General features: G+C 55.7%; 23 protein-coding genes and 1 other annotated feature. Of the genes, 10 read left to right on the forward strand and 13 right to left on the reverse strand.

The features are described from left to right. Nucleotides 1-2: 2 nt before the first annotated feature. The 3 genes from lapB to pgpB form a co-directional block, all read right to left on the reverse strand. The gene (lapB, locus tag ACOTX1_RS12245) at nucleotides 3-1,172 is read right to left on the reverse strand and encodes a lipopolysaccharide assembly protein LapB (protein WP_003856819.1); all 1,170 of its coding nucleotides are present in this window, start codon (nucleotides 1,170-1,172) and stop codon (nucleotides 3-5) included. 6 nt (nucleotides 1,173-1,178) lie between these two features. Beyond that, nucleotides 1,179-1,487 (reverse strand): LapA family protein, encoded by a 309-nt coding sequence (locus ACOTX1_RS12250; RefSeq protein ID WP_003856817.1) that lies wholly within the window; start codon nucleotides 1,485-1,487, stop codon nucleotides 1,179-1,181. A gap of 148 nt (nucleotides 1,488-1,635) precedes the next feature. Further along, nucleotides 1,636-2,403 carry a phosphatidylglycerophosphatase B gene (pgpB, locus tag ACOTX1_RS12255; RefSeq protein WP_003856815.1) on the reverse strand — a complete coding sequence of 256 codons (768 nt, stop codon included), beginning with the start codon at nucleotides 2,401-2,403 and terminating at the stop codon, nucleotides 1,636-1,638. 197 nt (nucleotides 2,404-2,600) lie between these two features. On the opposite strand from pgpB, the gene ribA reads away from it, so the two are divergent. Further along, nucleotides 2,601-3,191, forward strand: a complete 591-nt coding sequence (ribA, locus tag ACOTX1_RS12260) for a GTP cyclohydrolase II (RefSeq protein WP_003856813.1) — start codon at nucleotides 2,601-2,603, stop codon at nucleotides 3,189-3,191. 36 nt (nucleotides 3,192-3,227) lie between these two features. On the opposite strand, the gene acnA is transcribed toward ribA, so the two are convergent. The 6 genes from acnA to topA form a co-directional block, all read right to left on the reverse strand. Beyond that, nucleotides 3,228-5,903, reverse strand: a complete 2,676-nt coding sequence (gene acnA, locus ACOTX1_RS12265) for an aconitate hydratase AcnA (protein WP_023314249.1) — start codon at nucleotides 5,901-5,903, stop codon at nucleotides 3,228-3,230. Between the two features lie 165 nt (nucleotides 5,904-6,068). Beyond that, nucleotides 6,069-6,167, reverse strand: coding sequence for a small membrane protein YmiC (ymiC, locus tag ACOTX1_RS12270; protein WP_032103392.1), 99 nt, complete (start codon nucleotides 6,165-6,167; stop codon nucleotides 6,069-6,071). A 137-nt stretch (nucleotides 6,168-6,304) separates the two neighbouring features. Continuing rightward, nucleotides 6,305-6,475 (reverse strand): hypothetical protein, encoded by a 171-nt coding sequence (locus tag ACOTX1_RS12275; RefSeq protein ID WP_032634178.1) that lies wholly within the window; start codon nucleotides 6,473-6,475, stop codon nucleotides 6,305-6,307. Nucleotides 6,476-6,477: 2 nt separating this feature from the next. Further along, entirely contained in the window at nucleotides 6,478-6,618 is a 141-nt protein-coding gene (locus ACOTX1_RS12280) for a YmiA family putative membrane protein (RefSeq protein ID WP_213083754.1), read from the reverse strand. Between the two features lie 336 nt (nucleotides 6,619-6,954). Beyond that, a complete protein-coding gene (cysB, locus tag ACOTX1_RS12285) occupies nucleotides 6,955-7,929 on the reverse strand; it encodes an HTH-type transcriptional regulator CysB (protein ID WP_006810844.1) in 975 nt (324 codons plus the stop codon). 186 nt (nucleotides 7,930-8,115) lie between these two features. Next, nucleotides 8,116-10,713 (reverse strand): type I DNA topoisomerase, encoded by a 2,598-nt coding sequence (topA, locus tag ACOTX1_RS12290; RefSeq protein WP_003856806.1) that lies wholly within the window; start codon nucleotides 10,711-10,713, stop codon nucleotides 8,116-8,118. A gap of 398 nt (nucleotides 10,714-11,111) precedes the next feature. On the opposite strand from topA, the gene ACOTX1_RS12295 reads away from it, so the two are divergent. Continuing rightward, nucleotides 11,112-11,363, forward strand: a complete 252-nt coding sequence (locus tag ACOTX1_RS12295) for a YciN family protein (RefSeq protein ID WP_003856804.1) — start codon at nucleotides 11,112-11,114, stop codon at nucleotides 11,361-11,363. Nucleotides 11,364-11,399: 36 nt separating this feature from the next. On the opposite strand, the gene sohB is transcribed toward ACOTX1_RS12295, so the two are convergent. After that, entirely contained in the window at nucleotides 11,400-12,446 is a 1,047-nt protein-coding gene (gene sohB / locus ACOTX1_RS12300) for a protease SohB (protein WP_022651351.1), read from the reverse strand. 252 nt (nucleotides 12,447-12,698) lie between these two features. On the opposite strand from sohB, the gene ACOTX1_RS12305 reads away from it, so the two are divergent. Further along, complete coding sequence (locus tag ACOTX1_RS12305) at nucleotides 12,699-13,460, forward strand: YciK family oxidoreductase (protein WP_023314250.1); 762 nt, start codon at nucleotides 12,699-12,701, stop codon at nucleotides 13,458-13,460. Next, a complete protein-coding gene (cobO, locus tag ACOTX1_RS12310) occupies nucleotides 13,457-14,047 on the forward strand; it encodes a cob(I)yrinic acid a,c-diamide adenosyltransferase (RefSeq protein WP_023314251.1) in 591 nt (196 codons plus the stop codon). The genes ACOTX1_RS12305 and cobO overlap by 4 nt, the downstream gene beginning before the upstream one ends. Before the next feature lie 36 nt (nucleotides 14,048-14,083). Here the strand turns inward: cobO and rluB are convergent, their stop codons facing one another. The 3 genes from rluB to rnm all read right to left on the reverse strand — a co-directional run bounded on the left by rluB (nucleotide 14,084) and on the right by rnm (nucleotide 16,567). Continuing rightward, entirely contained in the window at nucleotides 14,084-14,959 is an 876-nt protein-coding gene (gene rluB, locus ACOTX1_RS12315) for a 23S rRNA pseudouridine(2605) synthase RluB (RefSeq protein WP_003856794.1), read from the reverse strand. 97 nt (nucleotides 14,960-15,056) lie between these two features. After that, nucleotides 15,057-15,677, reverse strand: coding sequence for an L-threonylcarbamoyladenylate synthase (locus ACOTX1_RS12320; protein WP_003856793.1), 621 nt, complete (start codon nucleotides 15,675-15,677; stop codon nucleotides 15,057-15,059). After that, complete coding sequence (rnm, locus tag ACOTX1_RS12325) at nucleotides 15,674-16,567, reverse strand: RNase RNM (RefSeq protein ID WP_023314252.1); 894 nt, start codon at nucleotides 16,565-16,567, stop codon at nucleotides 15,674-15,676. Before rnm ends, ACOTX1_RS12320 begins: the two co-directional genes overlap by 4 nt. Nucleotides 16,568-16,694: 127 nt before the next feature. Between rnm and trpL the strand changes: the two genes are divergently transcribed. The 6 genes from trpL (at nucleotide 16,695) to trpA (ending at nucleotide 23,366) form a co-directional block, all read left to right on the forward strand. Then, nucleotides 16,695-16,739 carry a trp operon leader peptide gene (trpL, locus tag ACOTX1_RS12330; RefSeq protein ID WP_071524153.1) on the forward strand — a complete coding sequence of 15 codons (45 nt, stop codon included), beginning with the start codon at nucleotides 16,695-16,697 and terminating at the stop codon, nucleotides 16,737-16,739. After that, nucleotides 16,716-16,810, forward strand: a sequence feature (Trp leader region). It overlaps the preceding gene by 24 nt. Nucleotides 16,811-16,833: 23 nt before the next feature. After that, nucleotides 16,834-18,396 carry an anthranilate synthase component 1 gene (locus tag ACOTX1_RS12335; protein ID WP_022651355.1) on the forward strand — a complete coding sequence of 521 codons (1,563 nt, stop codon included), beginning with the start codon at nucleotides 16,834-16,836 and terminating at the stop codon, nucleotides 18,394-18,396. Continuing rightward, nucleotides 18,396-19,991 carry a bifunctional anthranilate synthase glutamate amidotransferase component TrpG/anthranilate phosphoribosyltransferase TrpD gene (trpD, locus tag ACOTX1_RS12340; RefSeq protein WP_017384223.1) on the forward strand — a complete coding sequence of 532 codons (1,596 nt, stop codon included), beginning with the start codon at nucleotides 18,396-18,398 and terminating at the stop codon, nucleotides 19,989-19,991. Before ACOTX1_RS12335 ends, trpD begins: the two co-directional genes overlap by 1 nt. A 3-nt stretch (nucleotides 19,992-19,994) precedes the next feature. After that, the gene (gene trpCF / locus ACOTX1_RS12345) at nucleotides 19,995-21,353 is read left to right on the forward strand and encodes a bifunctional indole-3-glycerol-phosphate synthase TrpC/phosphoribosylanthranilate isomerase TrpF (RefSeq protein WP_023314253.1); all 1,359 of its coding nucleotides are present in this window, start codon (nucleotides 19,995-19,997) and stop codon (nucleotides 21,351-21,353) included. A 10-nt stretch (nucleotides 21,354-21,363) separates the two neighbouring features. Then, complete coding sequence (trpB, locus tag ACOTX1_RS12350) at nucleotides 21,364-22,557, forward strand: tryptophan synthase subunit beta (RefSeq protein WP_003856780.1); 1,194 nt, start codon at nucleotides 21,364-21,366, stop codon at nucleotides 22,555-22,557. After that, nucleotides 22,557-23,366, forward strand: a complete 810-nt coding sequence (gene trpA, locus ACOTX1_RS12355) for a tryptophan synthase subunit alpha (RefSeq protein ID WP_003856778.1) — start codon at nucleotides 22,557-22,559, stop codon at nucleotides 23,364-23,366. Before trpB ends, trpA begins: the two co-directional genes overlap by 1 nt. The last annotated feature ends 30 nt before the right edge of the window (nucleotides 23,367-23,396 follow it).

The raw sequence follows: 23,396 nt of genomic DNA on the forward strand, positions 1-23,396 counted from the left end.
AATTACTGCCCGTCCAGACCTCGGATTGGCTTAATGGTGGACCACGCCCGGCAGGAAGGGCAATGCCAGTAGAGCGAATAGGCGGTGAAGCCGCATTTCTGGCAGCGATAGCGCGGTTTGCTGCGCACCTGTTCACCCACCATGTCTCGCAGCACCATCAGGCTCTCTTTAGCGCGCCCTTCTTCTGCGTCATTAAGGTGGTAATCCATCAGCTTATGGAAGACACGCATGGTAGGATGACGCTGCAACTGACGGGTAATGTATACCTGGGCGGTATCGCTCCCTTCATGCTCTTCGACGACATCTGACAGCATCAGCTCGGCTGTGGCACCTGTATTCTCTTCAACACAGCGACGCAGAAACGCAACCCACTCGTCCTGCTTACCGAGCTGCTGATAGCAGGTTTGCAGCATTTCCAACGTTTCGCTGACCAGCTCTTTGTCCTGATCGATAACGCGAAGCAGGCTCTCCACGGCTTTGGCGTAATCACCGTTAGCCATAAAGACCCGCCCCATCATGATCGAGATGCGCGCGCTGTTGCGATCGGCCGCTGCGCCTTTCTTTAACAGTGCCATGGCTTTATCCATGTCATCGCTACCCATCTGCTGGAGAGCCAGCTCGCAATAGAAGTGAGCAATTTCGACGCGCTGTTTGTCTTTGCCGAGTTTGACCAGCCGTTCAGCGGTATCAATCGCTTTTTGCCAGTCGCTGGTGGCCTGATAGATTTGCAGAAGCTGCTGAAGCGCACCGATACGGAAGTCCGTCTCATCCACCAGCTGAGAGAACATATCCTCGGCGCGATCGTAAAGCCCCGCGGCCATGTAATCCCGCCCAAGCTGCTGCACGGCCAGCAACCGTTGCTCATAGGTCAACGAAGCGCTTTCCATCAAGGTCTGGTGGATACGAATGGCACGGTCAACCTCTCCGCGCGAGCGGAACAGGTTTCCCAGGGTGAGATGCGCCTCAACGGTGCCGGTATCCTCTTTAAGCATATCGAGGAACAGATCCACCGCTTTATCCTGCTGATTGCTCAGCAGGAAGTTCACCCCCGCTACGTAGTCACGGGAGAGTCGGTTTGCTTCATCCTGTTTTGTTTGTTGCGCGCTTCTGCGGCCCATATACCAGCCATAGGCTGCGGCGACAGGCAAAAGCAGAAACAACAACTCCAGCATATTCGATTATTCCTTGACTACCGGCACACCAGAGCTCGCCGGAATGTCAGACGCAGGCGTAAGTTGATGTTCAAGTCGTTTAATTTTACGTTCAGCGCGAACAAGAGAAACACGAACCTTAAGCCAGAACAGGCCGCATACAAGCCAGCCGATGACAAACCCCGCCGCGAATAACACAGCCAGCAGGCTCGACACCCGGTACTCGCCCTGCGCCAGCAGATAGTTGAAACTTACCTGTTGATCGTTTTGCGCGCCCAATGTGACTGAAATGACAAAAATCGCCAACACCAGTAAGAAAATGAGTAAATATTTCACATGACTTCCCGTTATGTGGTTCGAGCGTATAAAGCGTGTTCAACTCACTGCAATCAGCCTTATAAGCTACCATTTTAGTGGCGGGCGCGAAATGGAAAAAGTAATGCGCCCTACATGGATTTATGGTCAAAATGCGGAATATCAACCTTCAGGTTCCGCCAGACTCCCTTTCGGCTATTTCTTCCTTCTCTTCCGGCGGCGGCGTCAGGGGTCCACAAAAACGTTGTGCAAGCCAGGTCGCCAGCGTCACCAGTACCCACGAGATCAGCGTTGCCACCACCAAATCACGCGGCCAGTGCATCCCCAGCAGCATCCGGCTGCCCATTACGCCTGTCGCCCAGACCAGCAAAATCGCAATCGTGAGGGTACGCCGACGCGGCCACAGCAGTCCTACGCCAAGTAGCGCCCAGCTGGCAGCAAACATCGTATGCCCGGAAGGAAACGCAAAGCCGGTCTCTTTTTGCCAGTGTTTGCGTAAAAAGGTCGGGATATCCTGCTGTTCCGCAAGTTGCTCCTTTACCAGCGCACCGCGATCTTTACGCTTTAAATTGTAGAACTCATCCACCGGAACATGGTGCGTTTTTTCCAGCCAGACGACGAAAGGACGGGGTTCCTGCACGCGATCTTTCACCCACGACTTCACCCCCTGCCCGATGAGTATGGCCCCGCCGAGAATGGCAAACAGTACCAGCGCCGCGCGAAGGCGAAAGCGCAGGCACCACAGGAACCAGCCACAGAGCAGCACGTGCGTAATAATCCCCCACGGCTGGGTGACCGTCTCGGTTATCCAGTATAGGGCTTTCAGCCACGTCTCGTTTTGTCCGGGCTGCCACATCCAGCCGGAGAACCAAACGACCAGGGGTATAACGAGCAATACGGCGGCACCTGCGGCCGTTCGTCTGGCAATCGAAAGCATGTCCTCTCCTTTTTCACTAAGCACCACAATCATAACTGAATTTCTTCATTCAGGTGGATATGTCGGATTGTGCGTTTAACGTTTGTAAAGCGTGGTGGTGATTAGGTGAAGTTGCCGGGCTTGTGGCAAAATAGTCCAATACAGAAAGCATAATGGGGCAAAGGCACGAAACGTGTCAGCCTGGTCTGGAGAATCACATGCAGCTTAAACGTGTGGCAGAAGCCAAACTGCCAACCCCATGGGGCGATTTCCTGATGGTGGGTTTTGAAGAACTGGCAACCGGGCAAGATCACGTCGCCCTGGTATTCGGCGACATTTCGGGGCAAACGCCGGTGCTGTCCCGCGTTCATTCAGAGTGTCTGACCGGTGACGCGCTGTTCAGCCTGCGGTGCGACTGCGGTTTCCAGCTTGAAGCCGCCCTTTCTCATATCGCAGAGGAAGGACGTGGCGTTCTGCTGTATCACCGTCAGGAAGGACGCAATATTGGCCTGCTGAATAAAATCCGCGCCTACGCGTTGCAGGATCAGGGCTACGATACCGTCGAAGCGAACCATCAGCTCGGCTTTGCTGCTGACGAGCGCGATTTCACCCTGTGCGCAGATATGTTCAAGCTGCTGGGTGTGGACGAAGTGCGTCTGTTGACCAATAACCCGAAGAAAGTGGAAATCCTCACTGAAGCGGGCATCAATATCGTGGAACGCGTGCCGCTGATTGTCGGCCGCAACCCGAAAAACGCGCACTACCTCGATACTAAAGCCGCCAAAATGGGGCATCTGCTGAGCGAGTAAACGCAAAACGCCCGGCACATGTGCCGGGCGATTTAATCAGTCCAGCATCTTACGAATTACATAATGTAAAATGCCGTCGTTCTGGTAATAGGTCAGCTCTGTTGCCGTATCAATACGACACCGGCAATCCAGCACTTCTGTCGTACCATCTGCGCGCGTTAATTTCACCGGAACGGTTTTACCCGGTTGCAGATTTTGCAGACCGCGGATATCAATCTGCTCTTCCCCGGTCAGACCCAGCGTTTTACGCGTCACGCCCTGCGGGAACTCCAGCGGCAAGATCCCCATGCCGATCAGGTTTGAGCGGTGGATACGTTCAAAGGATTCGGCAATCACCACGCGAACCCCGAGCAGACGCGGACCTTTTGCCGCCCAGTCGCGACTGGAACCGGAGCCGTACTCTTTACCGGCAATAACGGCCAGCGGCGTCCCCTCCTGCTGATACTTCATGGCTGCGTCATAAATTGAAATGACCTCTGTATCCGGCAGGTGGCGCGTCATGCCCCCTTCCACGCCCGGAACCATTTCATTGCGAATGCGGATGTTGGCAAAGGTCCCGCGCATCATCACTTCGTGGTTACCACGGCGCGAACCGTAGGAGTTGAAATCGCGACGTTCCACGCCACGGCTTTGCAGATACCGACCTGCCGGACTGTCCGCCTTGATGCTCCCCGCCGGAGAGATATGGTCGGTGGTGACGGAATCGCCCAGCATCGCCAGGATCCGCGCGCCGTGAATATCTTTCAGCGGTGCAGGCTCCGCCAGCATTTCGTCGAAGAATGGCGACAGGCGAATATAGGTGGAATCATCCTGCCAGTCATAGGTATCGGAACCCACCACGTCGATCGCTTTCCATTCCGCTGTGCCTTCGAACACTTCCGCATACTCTTTGCGGAACATCTCAGTGGAAACTTTCTCTACCGCGCGCGCAATTTCACGCGATGATGGCCAGATGTCTTTCAGATAGACCGGTTCATTTTTGCGATCGTGACCAATCGGATCGGTCGCCAGGTTAATGTTCATGTTTCCGGCCAGCGCATAGGCTACAACCAGCGGCGGCGAGGCCAGCCAGTTGGTTTTCACCAGCGGATGAATACGCCCTTCAAAGTTTCGGTTACCAGAAAGTACCGCGCCAACGGTCAAATCACCCTGCCTGATCGCCACTTCAATAGGCTCAGGCAGTGGACCAGAGTTACCGATACAGGTCGTACAGCCGTAGCCCACCAGGTTGAAGCCCAGCTCGTCGAGGTAAGGCGTGAGTCTGGCCTGCGCCAGATAATCGGAAACCACTTTCGAACCAGGCGCCAGAGAGGCTTTAACCCACGGCTGTGGCTTGAGCCCCAGTTCTACCGCTTTTTTTGCCAACAGCCCGGCAGCCATTAACACACTCGGGTTGGACGTGTTGGTACAGGAAGTGATAGCGGCGATCACCACGGCGCCGTCAGGAAGCTGATACTGATGCCCGTTCAGAACATAGTCCACCGGACGGTGATCTTTTTGCGCGGCGTTAACCTCCAGCTCATTGCTGGCGGCAAAGGCTTTGGGAACGTTGCTCAGGGCGACGCGGTCCTGCGGACGTTTTGGCCCTGCGAGGCTTGCCTCAACGGTGCCCATATCCAGTTCCAGCGTACTGGTAAATACCGGCTCGTCACCCGGGTTACGCCACATGCCCTGCGCTTTGGTGTAGGCCTCAACGAGAGCCACCTGCTCCTCGCTGCGACCACTGAGGCGCATATACTCCAGCGTAACGCTATCAATCGGGAAAAAGCCGCAGGTCGCGCCATATTCCGGCGCCATGTTGGCGATGGTGGCCCGGTCCGCCAGCGGCAAGGAATCCAGACCATCGCCATAAAATTCAACGAATTTACCCACCACACCATGCTTACGCAGCATCTGGGTGACCGTCAGAACCAGATCCGTGGCGGTGATGCCTTCGGACAATTTACCGGTCAGCTTAAAGCCCACCACATCGGGAATGAGCATTGATACCGGCTGGCCGAGCATGGCCGCTTCCGCTTCAATACCACCGACGCCCCAACCCAGAACGCCAAGGCCGTTAATCATGGTTGTGTGTGAATCGGTGCCCACCAGCGTATCCGGGTAAGCCACCCACTCTTTATCCTGCAATTCACTCCAGACGGCTTTGCCGAGATATTCCAGGTTGACCTGGTGACAAATGCCGGTGCCCGGTGGAACAACGCTGAAGCGGCTGAACGCCTGCTGACCCCATTTCAGAAATACGTAGCGTTCATGGTTACGTTCCATCTCCAGACGGACGTTTTCGCCGAAAGCATCGTCGTCACCAAAGTGATCGACGGTGACGGAGTGGTCAATGACGAGGTCTACCGGGGACAGGGGGTTAACCTTAGCAGTATCGCCCCCGAGACGCTTAACGGCTTCACGCATGGCAGCCAAATCCACAACCGCTGGTACGCCGGTGAAATCCTGCATCAGCACCCTGGCCGGGCGATAGGCAATTTCTCTGTCTGCATGAGCATTTTTCAGCCACCCTGCCAGAGCCTGGATGTCCTCCTCGGTAACCGAGTCGCCATCCTGCCAGCGCAAGAGGTTTTCCAGTAAGACTTTCAACGACTTGGGTAACCGCGAAATGTCCCCAAGCGTTCTGGCAGCCAGCGGTAAGCTGTAGTAGCGCCAGGTTTTATTTTCCGCCTGTAATGTGTCCTTACTGGCTTCGCGTAGGGTTAACGACATAAGCTCCTCCTTAAAAACAGGGATGTCCTGACAATCATCAGGGCTGTAATTAAAGATAACACAAAGATGTCGTAACGTTTTGATAACAACCCAAATTGATAAATTTAGGAATGGTCCAACGCGAGGGATAAAACAAAAAACCCCGCCGTGGCGAGGTTTTACGATTTAGTGCAAGGCCAGCCAGAGGAGCTGACACCAGAAGAGGATCGACGCTGAGAATACGCCGAGCCATGACCAGTATTTTACGGTTGTCATGTTATTCATCATAGGGACACCAGACTTTAATTATTTAAGGTTGCGAGGTCTGCCCTCGTTCTATATTGCTGATGTGTATTTATTAAGGAGTACAAAAGTGCACAGTCTTTATTCAGACTATTTGCATCATTACGCAAAAATCAAAATTATTGTTTTTTGGGTTCGTCTTCCGCGAACACATCAATAAAGGCCTGCTGTTGTGGCGTCAGTTTCCAGGAAGCTGGTACGCTGGTTGCTGGCGCCTTACGGGCTTTGTGAACATTGTCACGAAGCTGACACATCTCTTTTCTCGCTTCTGTACGCACCGTCATGACCATAATCAACCCCAGTAATTCCAGACAAGAAGAGCAACCACCACCCAGAACAGGGCAGAGCCAAGAAAGACCGCCAGCCAGGCTTTACGCTTAAGCGCGGGATCCCTTTGCGGTTCTTCACTTCCTGACGGCATTGCTAACCTCATACAATCGACATCGCTTATCATTTAGAGACCAAACAATTGGCACAAGTAATCATCTGATGAGATAAATCCTAAAGAAACTTTAGCCGAAAAGCCAGTGAATTTACGTATCTGGGCCTGGGAAAATTCAATCTTTTGACCCGAAATAAATAATTGAAAAGAATAATTTGCACACCTGTAAATTAGTTTCTACTTTTGTCGCAAATTTGCGACAGTAAAACCATAGTCATTTAATGGGTTATGACGATATATGACAGTGGACGTAGATGATGATAATTCTAATTAAGGTTTAAAGGGTAATGACGGTATCTTTCCGTACCAGAAAGATACCGGGTGTGATTATTTGGCGGGAAGTTTAATGTCTTTAAACATCTCTTCGATGTCTTCATTGGAGCGTAACGCTACAGCTGTATCCACCACGTCGCGCGTTAAATGTGGCGCGAAGCGTTGAATAAAATCATACATATAGCTGCGCAGGAACGTGCTGCGACGAAAACCTATCTTGGTGGTGCTGTGGCTGAAAATATCATGCGCATCCAGACGCACCAGATCCGGGTCTGAGACAGGATCCACCGCCATGCTGGCAATAACCCCAACGCCCAGGCCCAGACGCACATACGTTTTTATGACGTCCGCATCCGTCGCCGTAAAGACAATCCGTGGCGTTAATCCGGCGCGGTTAAACGCGGTGTCCAGTTCAGACCGGCCCGTAAAGCCGAACGTATAGGTCACCAGCGGGTATTGCGCCAGTTCTTCGATTGTCACTTCACCCTTCCCCGCCAGCGGGTGATCCGGGGTCACAACAATAGAGCGGTTCCAGTGGTAGCACGGGAGCATGACCAGATCATCGTACAGATGGAGCGCTTCCGTCGCGATAGCGAAGTCTGCATTGCCTTTAGACACGGCCTCTGCGATTTGCGTCGGTGAGCCCTGATGCATATGCAGGGAAACGCGGGGATAGCGTTCGATAAAACCTTTGATCACCCCGGGAAGCGCATAACGCGCCTGTGTATGCGTGGTGGCAATATACAGAGAACCTTTATCGGGCCAGGTATGTTCCCCGGCGACGGATTTAATGGCGTCGACTTTGGAGAGCACTTCCCGTGCGATGCGTATGATTTCCTGTCCAGCCGGCGTGACCTGCGTCAGGTGCTTACCGCTGCGGGCAAATATCTGAATACCTAACTCATCCTCCAGCATACGCACCTGCTTGCTGATGCCGGGCTGAGAGGTATAAAGACCTTCTGCGGTGGAAGAGACATTGAGGTTATGATTGACGACCTCAACGATATAGCGAAGCTGCTGTAATTTCATGCCAGACCATCCGATTTAGCGCATGCGTCAATCGCTTAAGACGATTTGATAATAAGAAACGGGTTAACTATAACCACTATATCATTTATAGCCAGGCTGTATAGTACGGAACAAAAAATAATAACTACGTAATAAAAAAGGGCCGGAAGTCCGGCCCTTTCACAGGTAAGTTACGGTAAGGAAAGATTATTTCTTGCCTTCAACCCATTTCCCGTCGACAAAGAAGGCTGACCATCCGGTCGCTTTGCCCTCTTTCTCTGCCGCCACGTACTGCTGCTTCGTTTTACGGCTGAAGCGCACCACGGTTTTGTTGCCTTCCGGATCCTGCTGTGGCGCATCGGCCAGGTAACGCAGTTTTTCCGGCAGACGGTCACGGAAGCGGTACAACTCTTCTACCAGCGGCGCACGGGTTTCGCGCGATTTCGGGAAGGTGTTGGCCGCCAGGAATACCCCGGCAGCGCCGTCACGTAGCACGAAATACGCGTCTGACTTCTCACACGGCAGCTCAGGAAGCGGAACCGGATCTTCCTTCGGCGGCGCAACTTCACCGTTACGCAGGATCTTACGCGTGTTTTTACAGTCGTCGTTGGTGCATGCCATGTACTTACCGAAGCGTCCCATTTTAAGGTGCATTTCGGAACCACATTTCTCACACTCAACGATCGGACCGTCATAGCCCTTAATACGGAACTCACCTTCTTCGATCTCATAACCATCGCAGGTCGGGTTATTGCCACAAACGTGCAGTTTGCGTTTTGGATCGATCAGGTAGCTGTCCATCGCTGTGCCGCATTTCTTACAGCGGCGTTTGGCGCGCAGTGCGTTAGTCTCCGCATCGTCCCCTTCCAGCACGTTGAGAACTTCGTTCTCCGGCACGAGGTTGATGGTGGTTTTGCAACGCTCTTTCGGTGACAGCGCATAACCAGAGCAACCGAGGAACACGCCCGTGGTCGCGGTACGGATCCCCATTTTACGGCCACAGGTTGGGCAGTCGATGCTCGTCAGTACCATCTGGTTAGGCAGCATGCCGCCTTCTTCAGGATCTTTCTCGGCTTTCTCAAGCTGATTGGTAAAATCGCTGAAGAAGCTGTCGAGAACTTTCTTCCACTCTGCCTTATGGCTGGCAACCTCATCGAGGCTGTCTTCCATCTGCGCGGTGAAGTCATAGTTCATCAACTCGCGGAAGTTCGCTTCCAGACGGTCGGTGACAATCTCCCCCATTTTTTCAGCATAGAAACGACGGTTCTCAACGCGAACGTATCCACGATCCTGAATGGTCGAAATGATTGACGCATAGGTGGACGGGCGACCGATGCCGCGTTTTTCCAGCTCTTTCACCAGCGATGCTTCGCTAAAGCGCGCAGGTGGCTTGGTGAAGTGCTGAGCCGGGACCAGATCAACCAGCGACAGCTCGTCACCTTTGTTGACTGAAGGCAGCGTTCTGTCTTCATCACCTTTACGCAGCGCAGGCATCACTTTTGTCCAGCCGTCGAAGCGCAGAATACGGCCGCGCGCTTTCAGGCGGAAATCACCCGCGCCGACGGTCAGCGTGGTGGAGTCGTATTTCGCTGGCGTCATCTGGCAGGCTACGAACTGGCGCCAGATCAGCTGATACAGCTTCTGGGCGTCCGCTTCCATATCTTTCAGCGATTCTGCCAGAACGGAAACGTCAGAAGGTCGAATCGCTTCGTGCGCTTCCTGAGAATTCTCTTTGCTGGCGTACTGATTAGGACTGTCCGGCAGGTATTTCTTACCGAAGTTGTCCTCGATATAGCCGCGCACCATGTTGACAGCATCCTGGCTCAGGTTGGTGGAGTCAGTACGCATGTAGGTGATGTAACCCGCTTCATACAAACGCTGGGCCATCATCATGGTTTTCTTCACGCCGTAACCCAGACGCGTACTCGCCGCCTGCTGAAGCGTTGACGTGATAAACGGTGCGCCAGGCTTGCTGCTGGTCGGTTTGTCTTCACGATCCAGAACCTGATAACGCGCTTTTTCCAGCAGCGCCACGGCGGCCATGGTCTGATCGCGATTTTCAGGACGGAACGGTTTGTCGTTGTGGTGGCTCACCTGCAACGGCAGCGCATCGCCGCCCGGCGTGGTGACATTCGCATCCACTTCCCAGAACTCTTCCGGGACGAACGCTTTGATCTCGCGTTCACGCTCAACAACAAGACGAACAGCAACAGACTGCACACGCCCCGCAGACAGGCCGCGAGCGACCTTTTTCCACAGCAACGGCGAGACCATGTAGCCTACAACGCGGTCCATAAAGCGACGCGCCTGCTGAGCGTTAACACGGTCGATATTCAGTTCACCCGGCTTTTCAAACGCCTGACGAATCGCATTCTTTGTAATTTCGTTGAACACTACACGGCTGTAGCGTTTGTCATCACCCCCGATCACTTCCCGCAGGTGCCATGCGATGGCCTCCCCTTCGCGGTCAAGGTCGGTTGCGAGATAAATGTGGTCTGCTTTTTCAGCAAGCTGTTTCAGCTCGTTAACGACTTTTTCTTTGCCTGGCAGCACTTCGTAATGTGCATCCCAGTTGTGCCATGGGTTAACACCCATGCGGTTGACAAGCGCGCTACGTTCATCCTTTTTAGGCTTTTTAGCCCCTTTGGTGGAGGTAGAGTCTGCGCTCTTTTTGCTGGCTGAGCCACTGGTCGGCAAGTCGCGAATGTGACCAACGCTGGACTTAACCACGTAGTCATTGCCCAGATATTTATTGATCGTTTTGGCTTTTGCCGGGGACTCAACGATGACGAGAGCTTTACCCATATTCACCTTTACCTAATTTAATTCTTCCAGGAATACGCCGCACGTTGATTTCCCTTCCGCTGACGACGAGCCATTGATATTGCGACGTCGTCAGGGGATATCAACCCCTATGTGTTACCGAACGTCAGAATGGCGACATCCAGGTCATTGAGTTTTCGGGTATTTTTCTCACATCAAAGTTCATTCGTGACGAATTCCCGGTCGAATGTCAAGCAATTCTGTTGCCAGAATGACGAAAGCGCACACTGTACCTGATAAAATTCGTTACGCAACTTTATTAGCATGCAAAAGCAAATCCCGCCAGCCAGCCCCTGTTCCTTATCCCCTCGGATAACAGGGAAAATTTGCCCCCGAAGCGACCCAGGCGTAGACTATTGTCACTGTTTAAGGAGTGGAATATGCAGAATACGACCCAACCCATTGACCGAGCTTCACTGCTTATCGAAGCAAACAAACTCATTCGCGACCATGAAGACACCCTGGCGGGGATTGAAGCGACTGGCGTGGAACAACGTAATGGCGTGCTGGTGTTCAGCGGTGAATACTTCCTTGATGAACAAGGATTACCCACCCCAAAAAGCACCGCCGTATTTAACATGTTTAAATACCTGGCGCATACCCTCTCAGAGAAGTACCACCTGGTCGATTAAAACTAAAAACGCGAGGCATCTGCCTCGCGTTTTTCTTTACAGCAGCGGCTTTTGTCCGCGCTGCAACCAGCGTAGCAGCAGGCGATCCGCGCTTTCTGCCGCGCTATTGGTAAAACGGTCGAGCAGGCGCTTACGTCGGGTGAAGCGCACCCCCACCAGCTCACGGCCGTCCATCAGGTTGAGCAGGAGGTCGTCGCTGGTACCCACTTCATCCACCAGCCCTTTCTCCTGCGCCTGCGTGCCGTACCAGTGTTCGCCCGTAGCCACCTGCTCAATGTCCAGCGTTGGGCGCATGCGGTGCACAAAATCTTTGAACAGATGGTGGGTTTCGTTCAGATCTTCCCGGAACTTCTGCCGTCCCTCTTCGGTATTTTCGCCGAGCAGCGTCAGCGTACGTTTGTACTGGCCCGCCGTATGCAGTTCAATGTCGATCTCTTTGTTTTTCAGGAAACGATTGAAGTTAGGGATCTGCGCGACTACCCCAATCGAGCCGATAATGGAGAACGGTGCCGCGACGATTTTATCCGCCACGCACGCCATCATATAGCCGCCACTCGCCGCGACCTTATCTACCGCCACGGTGAGCGGGATCTGTTTATCCCGCAGACGTTGTAACTGCGAAGCCGCCAGTCCATACCCATGCACTACGCCACCCGGGCTTTCAAGGCGTACCACCACCTGATCCTGGGCTGTCGCCACGGCCAGCACCGCCGTCACTTCTTCACGCAGTGAGGAGACTTCATGCGCATCCATGCTACCTTTAAAATCGAGCACATAGACGCGCGGTTTTGCGTCAGCCTGTGGCGTGGCGAGTTTAGCTTTCGCCTTCGCAGCTTTGGCGTCCTGCTTATGTTTTTTCTTCTGGGCTTTTAGCCACAGCTTCTGTTGATGATCGTCAAGCAGCGCCAGAGACATCTCCTCCTGCATCTCTTTATACTGTTCGCTCAGGCGGGTAATGCGTAACTCACCACGCTGACGCTTACGCTGCGTCAGGTTAACAATCAGGACGGCAATCACCGCGACAGCTATAACCACCGTCGCGATTTTGGCCAAAAACAACCCATACTGAGAAAGTAATTCCACGCGTTCCACCTTGATTTAACCACGAATCTTTCACGCCAGTGTACAACAGCCCTGCGCAGGCGTCTCGCTCTGGACATTACCTCTGCGAGGCGGCTTCAGGAATCCCCCGTTTCTGGTTTAAATCTTTGCAAATTGTTAATTTCCCAGCGATCTGTCCTGTAGACTGATTGAATTCTGACGCTGTTTCGGGCATAAAGCCGAAAAGTCATAAATAAAGGTGCAAGTCACGCCCAATGCGCCTGAGGAGCCACCGTGCATTATCAGCCACAAAAAAACCTTCTACAGAACCGCATCATTCTGGTTACCGGTGCCAGCGACGGGATTGGTCGCGAAGCGGCGCTGACCTATTCTGAATACGGTGCGAGCCTTATTCTGCTGGGACGTAATGAAGAAAAGCTCAAGGCCGTCGCCCGTGAAATCGAAAACGCCAGCGGTACCCCCACGCCCTGGTATACGCTCGATCTGCTGACCTGTACGCCAGCGTCATGTCAGGCCCTTGCCCAGCGTATCAGCACGCATTATCCGCGTCTGGATGGCGTACTGCACAACGCGGGGTTACTGGGCGAAGTGCGCCCGATGGATGAACAGGATCCGGAGATTTGGCAGCAGGTGATGCAGGTTAACGTCAACGGGACGTTTTTTCTGACCCAGGCCTTGCTTCCTTTATTACTCAACTCCGATTCCGGCTCGCTGGTCTTTACCTCCTCCAGCGTGGGGCGTCAGGGGCGTGCGAACTGGGGGGCTTACGCCGTCTCAAAATTTGCCACCGAAGGAATGATGCAGGTGCTGGCCGAAGAGTACCAAAGCCGCCACCTGCGGGTTAACTGTATTAACCCGGGCGGTACGCGCACCAAAATGCGTGCCAGCGCCTTCCCGACAGAAGATCCGCAAAAGCTTAAAACCCCGGCCGATATTATGCCTCTTTACCTGTGGCTGATGGGTGACGACAGCCGTCGCAAAACCGGAATGACATTCGATGCCCAGCCAGGCCGCAAACCGGGGATATCGCAATGAGTGAAGATCGGCATCAGCAGCGCCAGCAGCGTCTGAAAGAACAGGTTGATGCACGCGTGGCGGCCGCTCAGGACGAGCGCGGGATCCTCATCGTGTTCACCGGCAACGGTAAAGGCAAAACCACCGCCGCATTTGGTACCGCCACCCGCGCAGTCGGGCACGGGCAGAAAGTGGGCGTGATCCAGTTTATCAAGGGTGAATGGCCCAACGGCGAGCGTAATCTGCTCGAGCCGCATGGCGTTGAGTTTCAGGTGATGGCGACCGGTTTTACCTGGGATACCCAGAACCGAGAAACCGATACCGCAGCCTGCCTCGCCGTCTGGGAGCATGCCAAAAGAATGCTTTCAGACCCGTCGCTGAACATGGTGTTGCTGGATGAGATCACCTATATGGTGGCTTATGACTACCTGCCTCTGGAGGCCGTGCTGGCTGCCCTGAAAAACCGCCCAGCGCATCAGACGGTTATCGTCACGGGGCGCGGGTGTCATCGGGATATTCTGGAGCTGGCCGATACCGTCAGCGAGCTGCGTCCGGTTAAGCATGCGTTCGATGCGGGTATCAAAGCGCAAATGGGGATTGATTACTGAAGAAAAAAAGCCCGGTATATTCACCGGGCTTTTCGATTAACCGTTGTTATTACGGCTGCCAGAGCGGCGATTGCTGCTAACCTGGCTGTGACGCTTCACCGCACGGCGGATCTGATTCGCCTTCATGCGACGACGATCTTTCTCTACCGCCACTTTCGACGTGGTTTCTGGCGTCAGGCCAACCAGATCGCGCAGGTAGTTGGTTTGCGTCAGATCCAGCTCGGTATAGCCGCCACGTGGCAGGCCTTTCGGCAGCAGAATGTCGCCATAGCGGACGCGAATCAAACGGCTCACCTGGACACCGACCGCTTCCCACAGACGACGCACCTCGCGGTTACGTCCCTCTGTCAGGGTAACGTTGTACCACTGGTTAATGCCTTCACCACCGGTAAACTTGATGGTTTTGAACGCCGCTGGGCCGTCCTCCAGTTGAACGCCACGCGACAGGTCGCGCAGTTTGTTCTCATCAACCTGGCCGAAAACACGAACGGCGTATTCACGTTCCACTTCACGACTCGGGTGCATCAGACGATTTGCCAGTTCACCATCGGTGGTGAACAGCAGCAGGCCGCAGGTGTTCACGTCCAGACGTCCTACGGCAATCCAGCGGGCGCCACGCAGTTTTGGCAGACGGTCAAACACCGTCGGGCGACCTTCCGGATCGTTGCGGGTACACAGTTCGCCTTCCGGCTTGTAGTAAGCCAGCACGCGGCAGATCTGTTCAGCAGACTCTTTCACGGAGATAAGATGGCCGTCAATGCGGATCTTCAGCCCCGGTACGATTTCAACGCGGTCACCGAGCGTGGCGATTTTACCGTCCACACTCACGCGGCCTGCTTCAATAATGGCTTCGATTTCACGGCGCGAACCGTGGCCGGCACGCGCCAGCACTTTCTGTAACTTCTCGCTCATTGAGCTTCCTCAGGTGTCGCCTTCACAGGCGTCGAATCAGGTCAAAAACAGGGCGGCGCCCTGCTTTGATGGCCGCGTAGTATATCTGCTTACACCCTTACAAGAAAGGCTTAACATCGCCCACGCCTTCACGAATGACTTCTGGCGCGTCTTCGGTGAGATCCACCACGGTGGTCGGCTGCTGGCCAAGATAGCCGCCATGGATAATCAGCTCCACCACCTTCTCCAGACGATCTTTGATCTCTTCCGGGTCGGACTCGGTAAACTCACTGCCCGGCAGCATCAGCGATGTGGAGAGCATCGGCTCGCCGAGGGTTTCCAGCAGCGCCTGGGCAATCGGGTTCGACGGCACGCGCATGCCGATGGTTTTACGTTTTTCCTGCAACAGACGACGCGGCACCTCTTTTGTCCCTTTCAGAATGAAGGTGTAGTTACCGGGCGTGTTGTTCTTAATCAGGCGAAAGGCCACGTTATCAACATAAGCGTAGGTCGACAGTTCAGAGAGATCGCGACACATCAGGGTAAAGTTGTGGCCGTCCGGCAGCTGGCGGATGCGACAGATGCGCTCCATCGCCCCTTTGTCCTCAATTTTACAGCCCAGCGCGTAGCCAGAATCGGTTGGGTAGACAATAACGCCGCCTTTGCGGACGATCTCCACGGCCTGATTAATCAGACGTGGCTGGGGGTTATCCGGATGGATATAGAAAAACTGACTCATACTTCCCTCTCTTCAATTTGCTGTGGCTGTTCCCAGAGCTGCCAGACAGGCTCAACGCCCGCGGGTAACCAGAGCTTGCGCCCCAGTTCAATCCACGCGCAGGGCTGATGGAAATCTGAACCCTGTGAGCCAAGCAGGCCAAACTGACGGGCGTAGGTCGCGAGCTGCGAACGTTCATTGGGTGCCTGCTGACACTGGGCAACTTCCATCGCCTCACCGCCGCATTCGGCAAAGTGTGCCAGCAGTCTTTTCAGCCATTTAGCAGAAAGATTATACCGCCCCGGATGGGCCAGCACGGCCTTACCGCCAGAATGATGAATCACATCAATAGCTTGTTTTATTGTACACCACTGTGGGGGAACGTATCCGGTTTTCCCGCGCGCCAGATACTTTTTAAAGACATTCGCCATGGTCGTCGCCTTACCAGCGTCCACCAGAAAACGGGCGAAATGGCCGCGCGTCACCGCCCCACCGTTCGCCAGCTTTCGCGCGCCTTCCAGCGCACCGGGAATATGCGCTTTTTCCAGACGTTCGCCAATCATCTCCGCGCGTTGATTGCGGCGTGTTTTTTGTTCTTGCAAAAAAGCACGCATGGCCGGATGTTCTGTATCGATGTTCAGGCCAACGATATGAATTTCGTGGTTTTCCCAGACCGTCGAGATCTCAACCCCGGCCACCAGATCCAGCGCCAGTCCGCTGCGGACAATCTCGGCGCGCGCGGCGGGAATGCCGTCAGTGGTATCGTGATCGGTTATTGCCAGCGTGCCGACACGCATTTCAACGGCGCGATGGACCAGAGCTTCGGGTGTCAGCAGGCCATCTGAAGCCTGCGTATGGCTGTGTAAATCATAAATTACGGCGTAGGTGGTATCGCTCAAAGCACTTCCCATAACAGGTTGGAGACATCCGAAGCCCCTATGATACCGACTAACCGTGAAATACTGAAATCAGGGGTTGACAACACGCCACCGAACTAGTTAACTAGTACGCAAGTTCACACGAGAAAGGTATCTGAAAATGACAGCACATTTCGCTCTGCACGGTTGGTGGCGTACTTCCTGATCTTCGGGCAGTGTCACGCGTCTGCGATAAGCAAACAGATACCCAGCCCGCTACCCAGCGGGCTTTTTTTTGAACAGAATATGAGAACAACAACATGCAAACAGCCAAACCCCACCTCGAACTGCTGACCTGCGAGGCGGCCTATCGCCATAACCCTACCGCGCTGTTTCATCAGGTGTGCGGTGCACGTCCTGCGACGCTGCTGCTGGAATCTGCTGATATCGACAGCAAGGACGATCTCAAAAGCCTGCTGCTGGTTGACAGCGCGCTGCGCATTACCGCAGCGGGTGATACTGTCACTATTAAGGCGTTATCTGAGAATGGCGCGTCGCTGCTGCCGCTGCTGGATGCGGCTCTGCCTTCAGGCATTGAAAATGAGCGTCATCCGGACCTGCGAATTCTGCATTTCCCGCCGGTAAGCCAGCTGCTGGATGAGGATGCCCGCCTCTGCTCGCTCTCCGTTTTTGACGCCTTCCGTCTGCTGCAAAATCTGGTGGCCGTACCGGAAGATGAGCGCGAAGCAATGTTCTTTGGCGGGCTGTTTGCTTACGACCTGGTTGCTGGCTTTGAAGATTTACCCCAAACCGAGCAGGGTAACCGCTGCCCGGACTACTGCTTCTACCTGGCCGAAACCCTGCTGGTGATCGACCATCAGAAAAAATACACCCGCATCCAGGCCAGCCTGTTCACGCCGTCTGCGTCTGAGAAAAATCGCCTCGCGCAGCGCATCGCCCAACTGCAACAGCAGATGTCGGAAGCACCGCCCGCGCTCCCGGTGCAGCGTGTTGAAAAGATGACCTGCGAGGTGAGTCAGACCGACGATCAGTACGGCGCGGTGGTGCGTCAGATGCAAAAAGCGATTCGTGCCGGGGAGATATTCCAGGTGGTGCCGTCCCGTCGCTTCTCACTGCCCTGCCCGTCGCCGCTGGCGGCTTACGATGTGCTTAAAAAGAGCAACCCAAGCCCTTACATGTTCTTTATGCAGGACAATGATTTCACCCTGTTTGGCGCGTCGCCGGAAAGCTCCCTCAAGTACGACGCCACCAGCCGCCAGATTGAGATCTACCCGATAGCGGGAACCCGCCCACGCGGCCGTCGTGCCGATGGCTCCCTGGACCGCGATCTCGACAGCCGCATTGAACTGGAAATGCGTACCGACCATAAAGAGCTCTCCGAACACCTGATGCTGGTTGACCTGGCGCGTAACGATCTGGCACGCATTTGCACGCCTGGCAGCCGCTACGTGGCGGACCTGACCAAAGTCGACCGCTACTCCTTCGTCATGCACCTGGTCTCCCGCGTGGTGGGTGAGCTGCGCCACGACCTCGACGTCCTGCACGCCTACCGCGCCTGCATGAACATGGGCACGTTGAGCGGCGCGCCGAAAGTCCGCGCTATGCAGCTGATCGCCGAAGCGGAAGGACGCCGTCGCGGCAGCTACGGTGGTGCCGTGGGCTATTTCACCGCTCACGGTGACCTCGATACCTGCATCGTGATCCGCTCCGCCTACGTTGAGGACGGCATTGCCACCGTCCAGGCCGGGGCCGGAATTGTGCTGGATTCTGTTCCGCAGTCGGAAGCCGACGAAACCCGCAGTAAAGCGCGCGCGGTACTGCGCGCCATTGCTACCGCACACCATGCACAGGAGATTTTCTGATGGCTGACATTCTGCTGCTCGATAATATCGACTCCTTTACCTACAACCTGGCAGATCAGCTGCGTGCGAATGGTCACAATGTCGTTATCTATCGCAACCACGTTCCGGCCCAGACGCTGATTGACCGTCTGGCGACCATGCAAAACCCGGTGCTGATGCTCTCCCCGGGCCCAGGCGCACCGAGCGAAGCAGGCTGTATGCCTGAGCTGTTGACCCGTATGCGCGGCAAGCTGCCGATTATCGGCATCTGCCTTGGCCATCAGGCGATTGTCGAAGCCTACGGCGGTTACGTGGGTCAGGCGGGGGAGATCCTGCATGGCAAAGCGTCAAGTATTGAACATGACGGTCAGGCGATGTTTGCCGGGCTGCCGAACCCGCTTCCGGTAGCGCGTTACCACTCGCTGGTTGGCAGCAACATTCCGGCCGGGCTGACCATTAACGCCTCGTTTGAAGGGATGGTGATGGCGGTGCGTCATGATGCGGATCGCGTCTGCGGGATGCAGTTCCACCCGGAATCTATCCTGACGTCCAACGGCGCGCGCCTGCTGGAGCAAACGCTCGACTGGGCGCTGCAAAAGCTGGAGCAGACCAACACCCTGCAACCGATTCTGGAAAAACTGTATCAGGCTCAGACCCTGAGCCAGCAGGAGAGCCACCAGCTGTTCTCCGCCGTCGTGCGCGGCGAGCTGAAGCCTGAGCAGCTGGCCGCTGCGCTGGTGAGCATGAAAGTGCGCGGCGAAAGCCCGCAGGAGATCGCCGGCGCGGCAACCGCGCTGCTGGAAAATGCCGCCCCGTTCCCGCGCCCGGACTACCCGTTTGCCGATATTGTCGGGACCGGTGGCGACGGCAGTAACAGTATCAATATTTCCACCGCCAGCGCCTTTGTGGCCGCGGCATGCGGTCTGAAAGTGGCGAAACACGGCAACCGCAGCGTGTCCAGCCGTTCAGGATCGTCCGACCTGCTGGCAGCTTTCGGTATCAACCTGGACATGAACGCCGAGCGTTCCCGTGAAGCGCTGGATGACCTGGGCGTCTGTTTCCTGTTTGCGCCGAAGTATCACACCGGTTTCCGCCACGCGATGCCGGTTCGCCAGCAGCTTAAAACCCGCACGCTGTTTAACGTGCTCGGTCCACTCATTAACCCGGCGCACCCGCCGCTGGCGCTGATTGGCGTTTACAGCCCGGAGCTGGTCCTGCCGATTGCGGAGACGCTGCGCGTCCTCGGTTACCAACGCGCCGCCGTGGTACACAGCGGCGGGATGGATGAAGTTTCCCTGCATGCGCCCACGCTGGTGGCGGAACTGAATAACGGCGAAGTGCTGAACTATCAGCTTGAGGCCGCTGACTTCGGGTTGACCCCGTACCATCAGGACGCCCTGGCGGGCGGCACGCCGGAAGAAAACCGTGACATTCTCACGCGCTTATTACAAGGTAAAGGTGAGGCCGCCCATGAGGCCGCCGTGGCGGCCAACGTAGCCATGCTGATGCGTTTACATGGCGAGGAAGATCTGAAAGCCAACGCCCAAAAAGTTCTGGACGTACTGCGCTCCGGTGCAGCTTACGATCGCGTTACCGCACTTGCGGCAAGAGGGTAAATAATGCAGACCGTTTTAGCGAAAATCGTCGCCGATAAGGCCATCTGGGTGGAAGCCCGCAAGCAACAGCAGCCGCTCGCCAGTTTTCAGAATGACGTCGTTCCGAGCAGCCGTCGTTTTTATGATGCGCTCCAGGGCGCGCGTACCGCGTTTATTCTGGAGTGTAAAAAAGCGTCTCCGTCCAAAGGCGTGATCCGTGACGATTTCGACCCGGCGCGTATTGCCGGTATCTACAAGCATCATGCGTCTGCCATTTCTGTGCTGACGGATGAGAAATATTTTCAGGGCAGCTTCGATTTTCTGCCCGTAGTCAGCGGCATCGCGCCGCAGCCGATTCTGTGCAAAGACTTTATTATCGACCCGTATCAGATCTGGCTGGCGCGCTTTTACCAGGCCGATGCCTGCCTGCTGATGCTCTCCGTGCTGGATGACGAGCAGTATCGCCAGCTCTCCGCCGTCGCGCACAGCCTGAATATGGGCGTGCTGACCGAAGTGAGCAACGAAGAGGAGCTGGAGCGCGCCATCGCGCTGGAAGCAAAAGTGGTCGGCATTAACAACCGCGACCTGCGCGACCTGTCGATTGACCTCAACCGTACGCGCCAGCTTGCGCCGCGTCTGGGCGCGGGCGTCACGGTGATCAGCGAATCCGGGATAAACAGCTACGCTCAGGTGCGCGAACTCAGCCACTTTGCCAACGGTTTCCTGATCGGCTCCGCGATGATGGAACACGACGATCTTAATGCGGCCGTGCGCCGCGTGCTGTTGGGTGAGAACAAAGTCTGCGGCCTGACCCGTGAACAGGATGCGCAGGCCGCATATGAAGCGGGCGCAATCTATGGTGGTCTGATCTTTGTTGAGTCCTCTCCTCGCGCCGTTAATGAGGAACAGGCGCGCAAGGTGATGGCGGCTGCGCCACTGAACTACGTGGGCGTGTTCCGCGATGCGGATATTAACGACGTTGCGGCTAAAGCGGACGCGTTATCCCTGAGCGCGGTTCAGCTGCATGGCGATGAAGATCAGGCGTACATCGATGCTCTGCGACATGCTCTGGCGCCTCAGGTTCAGGTCTGGAAAGCGCAAAGCGTTGGCGCCACCCTGCCCGCGCGTAACCTGAAGCATGTTGATAAATACGTGCTCGACAACGGCCAGGGCGGCACGGGGCAGCGTTTCGACTGGTCACTGCTGCGTGGCGAAGTGCTGGACAATGTCCTGCTGGCGGGGGGATTAAGCCCCGATAACTGTGTGGAAGCGGCCAAAACCGGCTGCGCCGGCCTCGATTTCAATTCAGGCGTAGAGTCCCAACCGGGCATAAAAGACGCCAGCAAGCTGGCATCGGTATTTAAAACTCTGCGTGCATATTAAGGAAGAGAAGATGACGACATTACTTAACCCGTATTTTGGTGAGTTCGGTGGGATGTATGTCCCACAAATCCTGATGCCCGCGCTGCGCCAGCTGGAAGAAGCGTTCGTGAGCGCACAGAAAGATCCGGCGTTTCAGGCGGAGTTTACTGACCTGCTGAAAAACTACGCCGGTCGTCCGACGGCGCTGACAAAGTGCCGCAACCTGACCGAAGGCACTAAAACTACGCTGTATCTTAAGCGTGAAGATTTGCTGCACGGTGGCGCGCATAAAACTAACCAGGTGCTGGGCCAGGCGCTGCTCGCGAAGCGGATGGGTAAAACCGAAATCATCGCCGAAACCGGCGCGGGGCAGCACGGTGTGGCCTCAGCGCTCGCCAGCGCCCTGCTCGGCCTGAAATGCCGCATTTACATGGGGGCGAAGGACGTTGAGCGCCAGTCGCCAAACGTGTTCCGTATGCGTCTGATGGGGGCGGAAGTGATCCCGGTGCACAGCGGTTCTGCCACGCTGAAAGATGCCTGTAATGAAGCGCTGCGCGACTGGTCTGGCAGCTACGAAACCGCCCACTACATGCTCGGTACCGCCGCGGGCCCGCACCCGTTCCCGACCATCGTGCGTGAATTCCAGCGCATGATCGGCGAAGAGACTAAAGCGCAGATCCTCGAAAAAGAGGGTCGCCTGCCGGATGCGGTGATCGCCTGCGTTGGCGGCGGATCTAACGCCATCGGCATGTTTGCCGATTTTATCGACGAAACCAGCGTTGGGCTGATTGGCGTTGAGCCTGCCGGCCACGGCATTGAAACGGGCGAGCATGGTGCGCCGCTGAAGCATGGCCGCGTGGGGATCTACTTCGGCATGAAGGCCCCGATGATGCAGACCGATGAAGGGCAGATTGAGGAGTCTTACTCGATCTCTGCCGGGCTGGATTTCCCGTCCGTAGGGCCGCAGCACGCGTTCCTGAACAGCACCGGCCGCGCGGATTATGTCTCCATCACCGATGACGAAGCGCTGGAGGCCTTCAAAACGCTGTGCCGCAATGAAGGGATCATCCCGGCGCTGGAGTCTTCCCACGCGCTGGCGCACGCGCTGAAAATGATGAAGGAAAACCCGGAAAAAGAGCAGCTGCTGGTGGTAAACCTTTCCGGTCGCGGTGACAAAGATATCTTCACCGTTCACGATATTCTGAAAGCACGAGGGGAAATCTGATGGAACGCTACGACAACGCATTTGCACAACTGAAAGCCCGCCAGGAAGGCGCGTTCGTTCCCTTCGTGACGCTGGGCGACCCCGGCCCGGAGCAGTCGCTGAAGATTATCGACACCCTGATTGATGCCGGTGCCGACGCGCTGGAGCTCGGTATTCCGTTCTCCGATCCGCTGGCGGATGGCCCGACCATTCAGAACGCAACGCTTCGCGCGTTTGCTGCGGGCGTGACGCCGGGCCAGTGCTTTGAAATGCTGGCGGCGATCCGTCAGAAGCACCCGACCATTCCGATCGGCCTGCTGATGTACGCCAACCTGGTGTTCAGCCGCGGTATTGATGCGTTTTACGCAGAGTGCGCCCGCGTGGGCGTTGACTCCGTGCTGGTGGCTGACGTGCCCGTTGAAGAGTCTGCGCCATTCCGTCAGGCGGCAATGCGCCACAACGTCGCGCCGATTTTCATCTGTCCACCGAATGCCGATGACGATCTGTTGCGCCAGATTGCCTCTTACGGACGAGGTTACACCTACCTGCTCTCCCGTGCGGGCGTCACCGGTGCGGAAAACAAAGCCGCGCTGCCGCTGCATCATCTGGTGGAGAAGCTTGCAGAATACCATGCTGCACCGCCGCTTCAGGGCTTTGGCATTTCCTCACCGGATCAGGTTACTGCGGCGATTGACGCGAAAGCCGCCGGGGCCATTTCGGGTTCGGCTATCGTGAAAATTATCGAGAAGAACGTGGATAAGCCACAGCAGATGCTGGCTGAATTACACGCATTCGTCACATCCATGAAAGCGGCCACGCGCAAGGCGTAACCGTTAACACCGTCTGGCCCCGGCGTCAGG

The organism is Enterobacter cloacae complex sp. IR5401 (assembly GCF_049238425.1).
In the GTDB taxonomy this organism is placed as follows: Bacteria; Pseudomonadota; Gammaproteobacteria; order Enterobacterales; family Enterobacteriaceae; genus Enterobacter; species Enterobacter hormaechei_C.

Bases quoted from the DNA above. Each gene is read 5' to 3' on its own strand.
- lapB (WP_003856819.1), bottom strand. From the start codon at position 1,172: ATGCTGGAGTTGTTGTTTCTGCTTTTGCCTGTCGCCGCAGCCTATGGC.
- pgpB (WP_003856815.1), bottom strand. From the start codon at position 2,403: ATGCTTTCGATTGCCAGACGAACGGCCGCAGGTGCCGCCGTATTGCTC.
- ribA (WP_003856813.1), top strand. From the start codon at position 2,601: ATGCAGCTTAAACGTGTGGCAGAAGCCAAACTGCCAACCCCATGGGGC.
- acnA (WP_023314249.1), bottom strand. From the start codon at position 5,903: ATGTCGTTAACCCTACGCGAAGCCAGTAAGGACACATTACAGGCGGAA.
- ymiC (WP_032103392.1), bottom strand. From the start codon at position 6,167: ATGAATAACATGACAACCGTAAAATACTGGTCATGGCTCGGCGTATTC.
- ACOTX1_RS12275 (WP_032634178.1), bottom strand. From the start codon at position 6,475: ATGGTCATGACGGTGCGTACAGAAGCGAGAAAAGAGATGTGTCAGCTT.
- ACOTX1_RS12280 (WP_213083754.1), bottom strand. From the start codon at position 6,618: ATGAGGTTAGCAATGCCGTCAGGAAGTGAAGAACCGCAAAGGGATCCC.
- cysB (WP_006810844.1), bottom strand. From the start codon at position 7,929: ATGAAATTACAGCAGCTTCGCTATATCGTTGAGGTCGTCAATCATAAC.
- topA (WP_003856806.1), bottom strand. From the start codon at position 10,713: ATGGGTAAAGCTCTCGTCATCGTTGAGTCCCCGGCAAAAGCCAAAACG.
- ACOTX1_RS12295 (WP_003856804.1), top strand. From the start codon at position 11,112: ATGCAGAATACGACCCAACCCATTGACCGAGCTTCACTGCTTATCGAA.
- cobO (WP_023314251.1), top strand. From the start codon at position 13,457: ATGAGTGAAGATCGGCATCAGCAGCGCCAGCAGCGTCTGAAAGAACAG.
- rluB (WP_003856794.1), bottom strand. From the start codon at position 14,959: ATGAGCGAGAAGTTACAGAAAGTGCTGGCGCGTGCCGGCCACGGTTCG.
- ACOTX1_RS12320 (WP_003856793.1), bottom strand. From the start codon at position 15,677: ATGAGTCAGTTTTTCTATATCCATCCGGATAACCCCCAGCCACGTCTG.
- rnm (WP_023314252.1), bottom strand. From the start codon at position 16,567: ATGGGAAGTGCTTTGAGCGATACCACCTACGCCGTAATTTATGATTTA.
- ACOTX1_RS12335 (WP_022651355.1), top strand. From the start codon at position 16,834: ATGCAAACAGCCAAACCCCACCTCGAACTGCTGACCTGCGAGGCGGCC.
- trpD (WP_017384223.1), top strand. From the start codon at position 18,396: ATGGCTGACATTCTGCTGCTCGATAATATCGACTCCTTTACCTACAAC.
- trpCF (WP_023314253.1), top strand. From the start codon at position 19,995: ATGCAGACCGTTTTAGCGAAAATCGTCGCCGATAAGGCCATCTGGGTG.
- trpB (WP_003856780.1), top strand. From the start codon at position 21,364: ATGACGACATTACTTAACCCGTATTTTGGTGAGTTCGGTGGGATGTAT.
- trpA (WP_003856778.1), top strand. From the start codon at position 22,557: ATGGAACGCTACGACAACGCATTTGCACAACTGAAAGCCCGCCAGGAA.